The following is a 5,985-nucleotide window of genomic DNA, read 5'->3' as shown; positions in this document are numbered from 1 at the left end:
CGCACCTGTCCTGGCTTCCACGCCTGCTCACCGATCCTGGATTCCTCGCCGACTCGCTCGGCCGCAGCCTCCTCGGGCAGAACCCCTACACTCTGACCGCCGACTAGATTATCCGCCTCACCCGAGCAGAGCTGGTCTGGGATACCGGTGCCTTCGCGTACTCGAACCTCGTCACGGCTCTGCTCGGCCATGCGATCGCTCGGTGCGCGGACATTGACTACCCGACCCTCCTCGCGAGCCGTCTGTTCGAGCCGCTCGGGATGACCGAGTCGACCGTGCCCCTGACCGCCGACGTGAAGGCCGAGCTCATCACCGTACGCGACCCGCGCCCCACCGCGCGCGTCGCGGAGCTCACGGCCATCCTGCGATTCTCCGGCGGACTGCACTCCATCGCCAATCGTGTCGCGGTGGAGGCCGAGCTCGACTCCGACGTTCTCGCCCGCCGCGTCGCCCGCGACCTCGTCGAGCTGTACGGCGTCCGTCCCGAACTTCACCACGTGCAGGGATCCGGCGGACGCACCGGCGGGTACTACGCGGTGCGCGTCATCGAAGCGGGGGAGACGCTCGCGCGCCAGACCGGTCTCCTCGACCAGCGCCGTCGCCCTGTCCGCGGGCTCCCGAACAAACTCACCACGGGATCGCGCCCCGATCTGAGCGCGATCTGGCGGGGTGCTTTCCTCGCGAGCGGCTCGCTGAGCGATCCCGGACGCTCCGCCGCACTCGAGATCTCCTGCCCCTCATCCGAGGCCGCGATGGCGCTCGTCGGTGCGGGTCACCGCATCGGCATCCCCGCGAAGGCCCGCGAGGTGCGCGGCGTCCCGCGCGTCGTCGTCCGCGACGGCGAGGCGATTCGCGGTGCGCTCTACGAGATGGGCGCTCGTCGCACGGCGGGGGAGTGGGATCAGATGCGCCAGCGCCGCGAGGTGCGTGCGGGCGTCAACCGTCTCGTGAACTTCGACGACGCGAACCTCCGTCGCTCCGCGCAGGCCGCGGTCGCCGCCTGCGCCCGCGTCGAGCGCGCTCTCGAGATCCTCGGTGACGAGGTGCCCGAGCACCTCCAGCAGGCGGGCGAGCTCCGTCTCGCTCACCGCGACGCGAGCCTCGACGAGCTGGGTCACCACGCCGACCCGCCCCTGACGAAGGATGCCGTCGCCGGCCGCATCCGCCGTCTGCTGGCCATGGCCGACAAGAAGGCCGAAGTCGAGGGCATTCCCGGCACGGAGGCCGCGGTCCCCGTCGGCATCGAGGGCTGAGCGCACCTCACGTTGTCGCGGCACGGAGAGCGTCGGATGCCGTGCCTCCGGCATCCGTCTTCATCGCTGGCGTGACGAGCGACGCGCCCGGGCGACCTATCTTCCGTCATGTGGGGAAGCAACCCCGTGGGCGCGGCGTTACCCGTCAGTAGGATGAAAACGTCACCCTCGCTGCACGTCGTTTCTTGCGTTGAGGCCTCTGTGCGGCGACCGATCCGGAAGTAGAGACCATGGCGAAGTACACACTGCCCGAACTCCCCTACGACTACGCCGCGCTGGAGCCGCACATCAGTGCGACCATCATGGAGCTGCATTACAGCAAGCACCACCAGACGTACGTGAACGGCGCGAACGCCACCCTCGACCTGCTCGCGGAAGCGCGTGAGAAGGGCGACTTCGCCAACATCAACCGTCTGCAGAAGGACCTCGCCTTCAACCTCGGCGGCCACACGAACCACTCGATCTTCTGGACGAACCTCTCGCCCAACGGCGGCGACAAGCCGACCGGCGACCTCGAGGCCGCGATCGACGACCAGTTCGGATCGTTCGACGCGTTCCGGGCGCAGTTCACGGCCGCCGCCCTCGGCGTGCAGGGCTCGGGCTGGGCGGGTCTGTTCTGGGACTCGATCGGCCAGAACCTGCTCATCCAGCAGTTCTTCGACCAGCAGGGCCAGATCGTCGCCGGCACCGTGCCCCTGCTGCTGCTCGACGTCTGGGAGCACGCCTACTACCTCGACTACAAGAACGTCCGCGCCGACTACGTGAAGGCGTTCTGGAACATCGCGAACTGGGCCGACGCCCAGGAGCGCTTCGCCGCTGCCCGTGAGAAGACCACGGGTCTGCTGGTACTGTCGTAAACGGTGCGGGCGTCCCGGTGGGACACCCCACCGGGACGCCGTTGTCCGCTAGCGAACACCGCAATCACGCGCTTCTCGCGCACAACTGATTCAGGAGATATTCCGTGACCGTCAAGATCGGAATCAACGGCTTCGGCCGTATCGGACGCAACTACCTCCGCGCGGCTCTCGCGCAGGGTGCCGACCTCGAAATCGTGGCGGTGAACGACCTCACCGACAACAAGACCCTCGCGCACCTCCTCAAGTACGACTCCGTGGGCGGCGTTCTCGCCGAGGACGTCTCGTACACCGAAGACTCCATCACCGTCGGCGACAAGACCATCAAGGTCTTCGAAGAGCGCGACCCCGCCAACCTCCCCTGGGGCGAGCTCGGTGTCGACATCGTCATCGAGTCGACCGGTCGCTTCACCAAGGCGGAAGACGCCAAGAAGCACGTCGCCGGTGGCGCCAAGAAGGTCCTCATCTCGGCTCCGGCCACGGGTGACGACGCCACGATCGTCATGGGGGTGAACGAAGAGACGTACAACCCCGAGACCGACGTCATCATCTCGAACGCGTCGTGCACCACGAACTGCCTCGCCCCGCTGGCGAAGGTGTTCAACGACGCCTTCGGCATCGAGCGCGGCTTCATGATGACCGCTCACGCGTACACCGCCGACCAGAACCTGCAGGACGGTCCGCACAGCGACCTCCGTCGTGCCCGCGGCGCCGCGATCAACATCGTCCCCGCCTCGACCGGTGCGGCCAAGGCCATCGGCCTGGTGCTCCCCGAGCTCAACGGCAAGCTCAGCGGCTCGTCGTACCGCGTTCCGGTTCCCACCGGCTCGATCGTCGACCTCACCATCGTCACGCCCACCGAGGGTCTGACCGTCGACCAGGTCAACGAGGTCTACAAGCAGGCCGCTGCCGAGGGGCGCCTGAACGGCATCCTGCAGTACACCGAGGACCCGATCGTCTCGAGCGACATCCAGGGCAACCCGCACTCGTCGATCTTCGACGCGGAGCTGACCAACGTCAGCGGCAACCTCGTCAAGGTGTCGTCGTGGTACGACAACGAGTGGGGCTACTCGAACCGCCTCGTCGACCTCACCGAGTACGTCGCCGAGCGCCTGTAACCCTTCATGGCTCTGCGCACCCTCGATTCGCTGGGGTCGCTCGCCGGCACGCGCGTCATCGTCCGTTGTGACCTGAACGTTCCTCTCAAGGACGGCGTCATCACGGACGATGGCCGCGTGCGGGCGTCGCTGCCGACTCTCAACGCACTGATCAACGCCGGCGCGCGTGTGGTCGTGTGCTCGCACCTGGGCCGTCCCGACGGCGCGCCCGACCCGAAGTACTCGCTCGAGCCGGTCGCGCAGCGCCTCTCCGAGCTGCTCGGCCAGCCCGTCGCGTTCGCACGCGACACGGTCGGTGAGTCGGCACAGGAGGCCGTGGCCGCCCTGGAGGACGGCGAGGTCGCCGTCATCGAGAACCTCCGCTTCAACGCGGGGGAGACCTCGAAGGACGAGACCGAACGCCAGGCGTTCGCCCGGGAGCTCGCCCGTCTCGGCGACGCCCTCGTGTCGGACGGCTTCGGCGTCGTGCACCGCAAGCAGGCGAGCGTCTACGACCTCGCCCAGATCGTGCCGTCCGCCGCGGGCCTTCTCATCCAGAAGGAGCTCGAGGTCCTCGACCGCCTGACCGAGAACCCGGAGCGTCCGTACACGGTCGTCCTCGGTGGCTCGAAGGTCAGCGACAAGCTCGGCGTGATCGAGCACCTGCTCCCGCGCGTCGACAAGCTTCTCGTCGGCGGCGGGATGATGTTCACCTTCCTCGTCGCCGAGGGGCACAAGGTCGGTTCGAGCCTGCTCGAGCAGGACCAGATCGACACCGTGAAGGGCTACCTCGCCACGGCGCGGGAGCGCGGCGTCGAGATCGTGCTTCCGGTCGATGCCGTCGTCGCAGCGTCGTTCTCTGCGGACGCCGAGCACGTCGTGGCCGATGCCGACAAGCTGGAGGACACACCCTTCGGCGCGTCCGGCCTGGGCCTCGACATCGGTCCCCGCACGGCGGAGCTGTTCGCCGACGCGATCCGCGGATCCCGCACCGTCTTCTGGAACGGCCCGATGGGCGTGTTCGAGATGAAGGCGTTCGAAGCCGGCACCAAGACCGTCGCGCAGGCGCTCACCGAGGTCGACGGCCTCAGCGTCGTCGGCGGCGGAGACTCCGCGGCTGCCGTGCGTCAGCTCGGCTTCGCGGACGACCGGTTCGGTCACATCTCCACCGGTGGCGGTGCCAGCCTGGAATTCCTCGAAGGTAAGAAGCTCCCCGGACTGGAGGTCCTCGGATGGGTGTGACCAGAACCCCCCTCATCGCCGGCAACTGGAAGATGAACCTCGACCACCTGCAGGCGGTCGCGTTCGTCCAGAAGCTGCACTGGACGCTGAAGGAAGCCAAGCACGAGAACGACAGCGTCGAGGTGGCGGTCTTCCCGCCGTTCACCGACCTGCGGACCGTGCAGACCCTTCTGGATGCCGACAAGATCGAGTTCGCTCTCGGCGGTCAGGATCTGTCCGCCCACGACTCCGGTGCGTACACCGGTGAGATCTCGGGCCAGTTCCTGGCCAAGCTGAACGCGCGCTACGTGATCATCGGTCACTCGGAGCGCCGCCAGTTCCACAACGAGACCGACGAGGTCGTCGCGGCCAAGACCCAGGCGGCTCTCCGTCACGGTCTCGTCCCGGTGATCTGCGTGGGCGAGACGTCGGAGGACCTCGAGAAGTTCGGCGCGAGCGCCGTGCCCGTGGGGCAGCTCGAGGTCGCGCTCGAGGGCGTGGCATCCGGTGCCGACATCGTCGTGGCGTACGAGCCGGTCTGGGCCATCGGCTCGGGTCAGGCGGCAACGCCCGACCAGGCGCAGGAGGTCTGCGCGAAGTTGCGGGCCGTCGTCGCCGACAAGCTCGGAGCCGACGCGGCCGCGCGCACGCGCGTGCTCTACGGCGGCTCGGTCAAGTCGAACAACATCGCCGCGTTCATGCGCGAGCCCGATGTGGACGGCGCCCTGGTGGGTGGCGCGAGCCTCGTCGTCGACGAGTTCGCGGCGATCATCCGCTACCAGAAGCACGTCGGGGTCTGACTCCGAACCGGATGCCCGCGGCGCTTCGTCGCGGGCATCCGTGTGCTCGCCCCGCCTCCCCGTATACTTGACGCTTGTGCGGCCGACCAGGTCGCTCGCGAAAGGCTTTCGACAGTGCAGATTCTCGAGTTCGTCCTGCAGGTGCTCCTGGGTGTCACCAGTCTCCTGCTGACCCTCCTCATCCTGCTCCACAAGGGCCGCGGCGGCGGTCTGTCCGACATGTTCGGCGGCGGCATGAGCTCCGCGCTCGGCTCTTCGGGCCTGGCAGAGCGCAACCTCAACCGTTTCACGATCGTGCTCGCGCTGGTGTGGTTCGTCACCATCGTCGGCCTCGGTCTGCTGACCAAGTTCGCGGAGATCTGACATGGCTACTGGCGGCAACGCGATTCGCGGCTCCCGGGTGGGCGCCGGCCCCATGGGTGAGCAGGACCACGGTTTCCACGCCGATCGTGTCGCTGTCTCGTACTGGGACGCGCTCGGCAACGAGACGGTCCGCTACTTCGCGGCCGGGATCCCCGACGACGAGATCCCCGAGACCATCGACTCCCCGCACTCCGGCCTCCCCGCCGGCCGCGACAAGAACAACCCTCCGGCTCTGGCGAAGTCCGAGCCCTACAAGACGCACCTCGCGTACGTGAAGGAACGCCGCACCGACGAGGAAGCGGCATCTCTCCTCGACGACGCGCTGCAGCAGCTGCGCGAGCGCCGCGGTCAGTAACGCCTGCGCCACCGTTCGCCGTAACGAGAAGAGACCGGATGC

The 5,985-nt window shown here is 67.9% G+C and carries 7 protein-coding genes; all 7 read left to right on the top strand.

The window, feature by feature from the left end:
- Positions 1 to 107 precede the first annotated feature (107 nt).
- Complete coding sequence (gene whiA, locus NS283_RS09645; RefSeq protein WP_346338469.1) at positions 108 to 1,253, top strand: DNA-binding protein WhiA; 1,146 nt, start codon at positions 108 to 110, stop codon at positions 1,251 to 1,253.
- A gap of 230 nt (positions 1,254 to 1,483) precedes the next feature.
- Entirely contained in the window at positions 1,484 to 2,110 is a 627-nt protein-coding gene (locus NS283_RS09640; protein WP_058596648.1) for a superoxide dismutase, read from the top strand.
- Positions 2,111 to 2,214: 104 nt separating this feature from the next.
- Complete coding sequence (gene gap, locus NS283_RS09635) at positions 2,215 to 3,225, top strand: type I glyceraldehyde-3-phosphate dehydrogenase (RefSeq protein ID WP_058596647.1); 1,011 nt, start codon at positions 2,215 to 2,217, stop codon at positions 3,223 to 3,225.
- Between the two features lie 6 nt (positions 3,226 to 3,231).
- A complete protein-coding gene (locus tag NS283_RS09630) occupies positions 3,232 to 4,446 on the top strand; it encodes a phosphoglycerate kinase (protein ID WP_058596646.1) in 1,215 nt (404 codons plus the stop codon).
- The gene (tpiA, locus tag NS283_RS09625; RefSeq protein ID WP_058596645.1) at positions 4,437 to 5,225 is read left to right on the top strand and encodes a triose-phosphate isomerase; all 789 of its coding nucleotides are present in this window, start codon (positions 4,437 to 4,439) and stop codon (positions 5,223 to 5,225) included. Before NS283_RS09630 ends, tpiA begins: the two co-directional genes overlap by 10 nt.
- Positions 5,226 to 5,339: 114 nt before the next feature.
- Complete coding sequence (gene secG, locus NS283_RS09620) at positions 5,340 to 5,588, top strand: preprotein translocase subunit SecG (protein ID WP_013586744.1); 249 nt, start codon at positions 5,340 to 5,342, stop codon at positions 5,586 to 5,588.
- 1 nt (position 5,589) lies between these two features.
- A complete protein-coding gene (locus NS283_RS09615; protein ID WP_013586743.1) occupies positions 5,590 to 5,943 on the top strand; it encodes an RNA polymerase-binding protein RbpA in 354 nt (117 codons plus the stop codon).
- Positions 5,944 to 5,985: the final 42 nt, after the last annotated feature.

Origin of the sequence: Microbacterium testaceum (assembly GCF_001476285.1) — a bacterium.
In the GTDB taxonomy this organism is placed as follows: domain Bacteria; phylum Actinomycetota; class Actinomycetes; order Actinomycetales; family Microbacteriaceae; genus Microbacterium; species Microbacterium testaceum_B.
Note: the sequence above shows the minus strand (reverse complement) of the source record. Positions and strands in the feature narration are given on the sequence as shown.

Excerpts from the sequence above, each read along its gene's own strand:
- NS283_RS09615 (WP_013586743.1), top strand. The coding sequence starts at position 5,590 with ATGGCTACTGGCGGCAACGCGATTCGCGGCTCCCGGGTGGGCGCCGGC.
- NS283_RS09640 (WP_058596648.1), top strand. The coding sequence starts at position 1,484 with ATGGCGAAGTACACACTGCCCGAACTCCCCTACGACTACGCCGCGCTG.
- tpiA (WP_058596645.1), top strand. The coding sequence starts at position 4,437 with ATGGGTGTGACCAGAACCCCCCTCATCGCCGGCAACTGGAAGATGAAC.
- NS283_RS09630 (WP_058596646.1), top strand. The coding sequence starts at position 3,232 with ATGGCTCTGCGCACCCTCGATTCGCTGGGGTCGCTCGCCGGCACGCGC.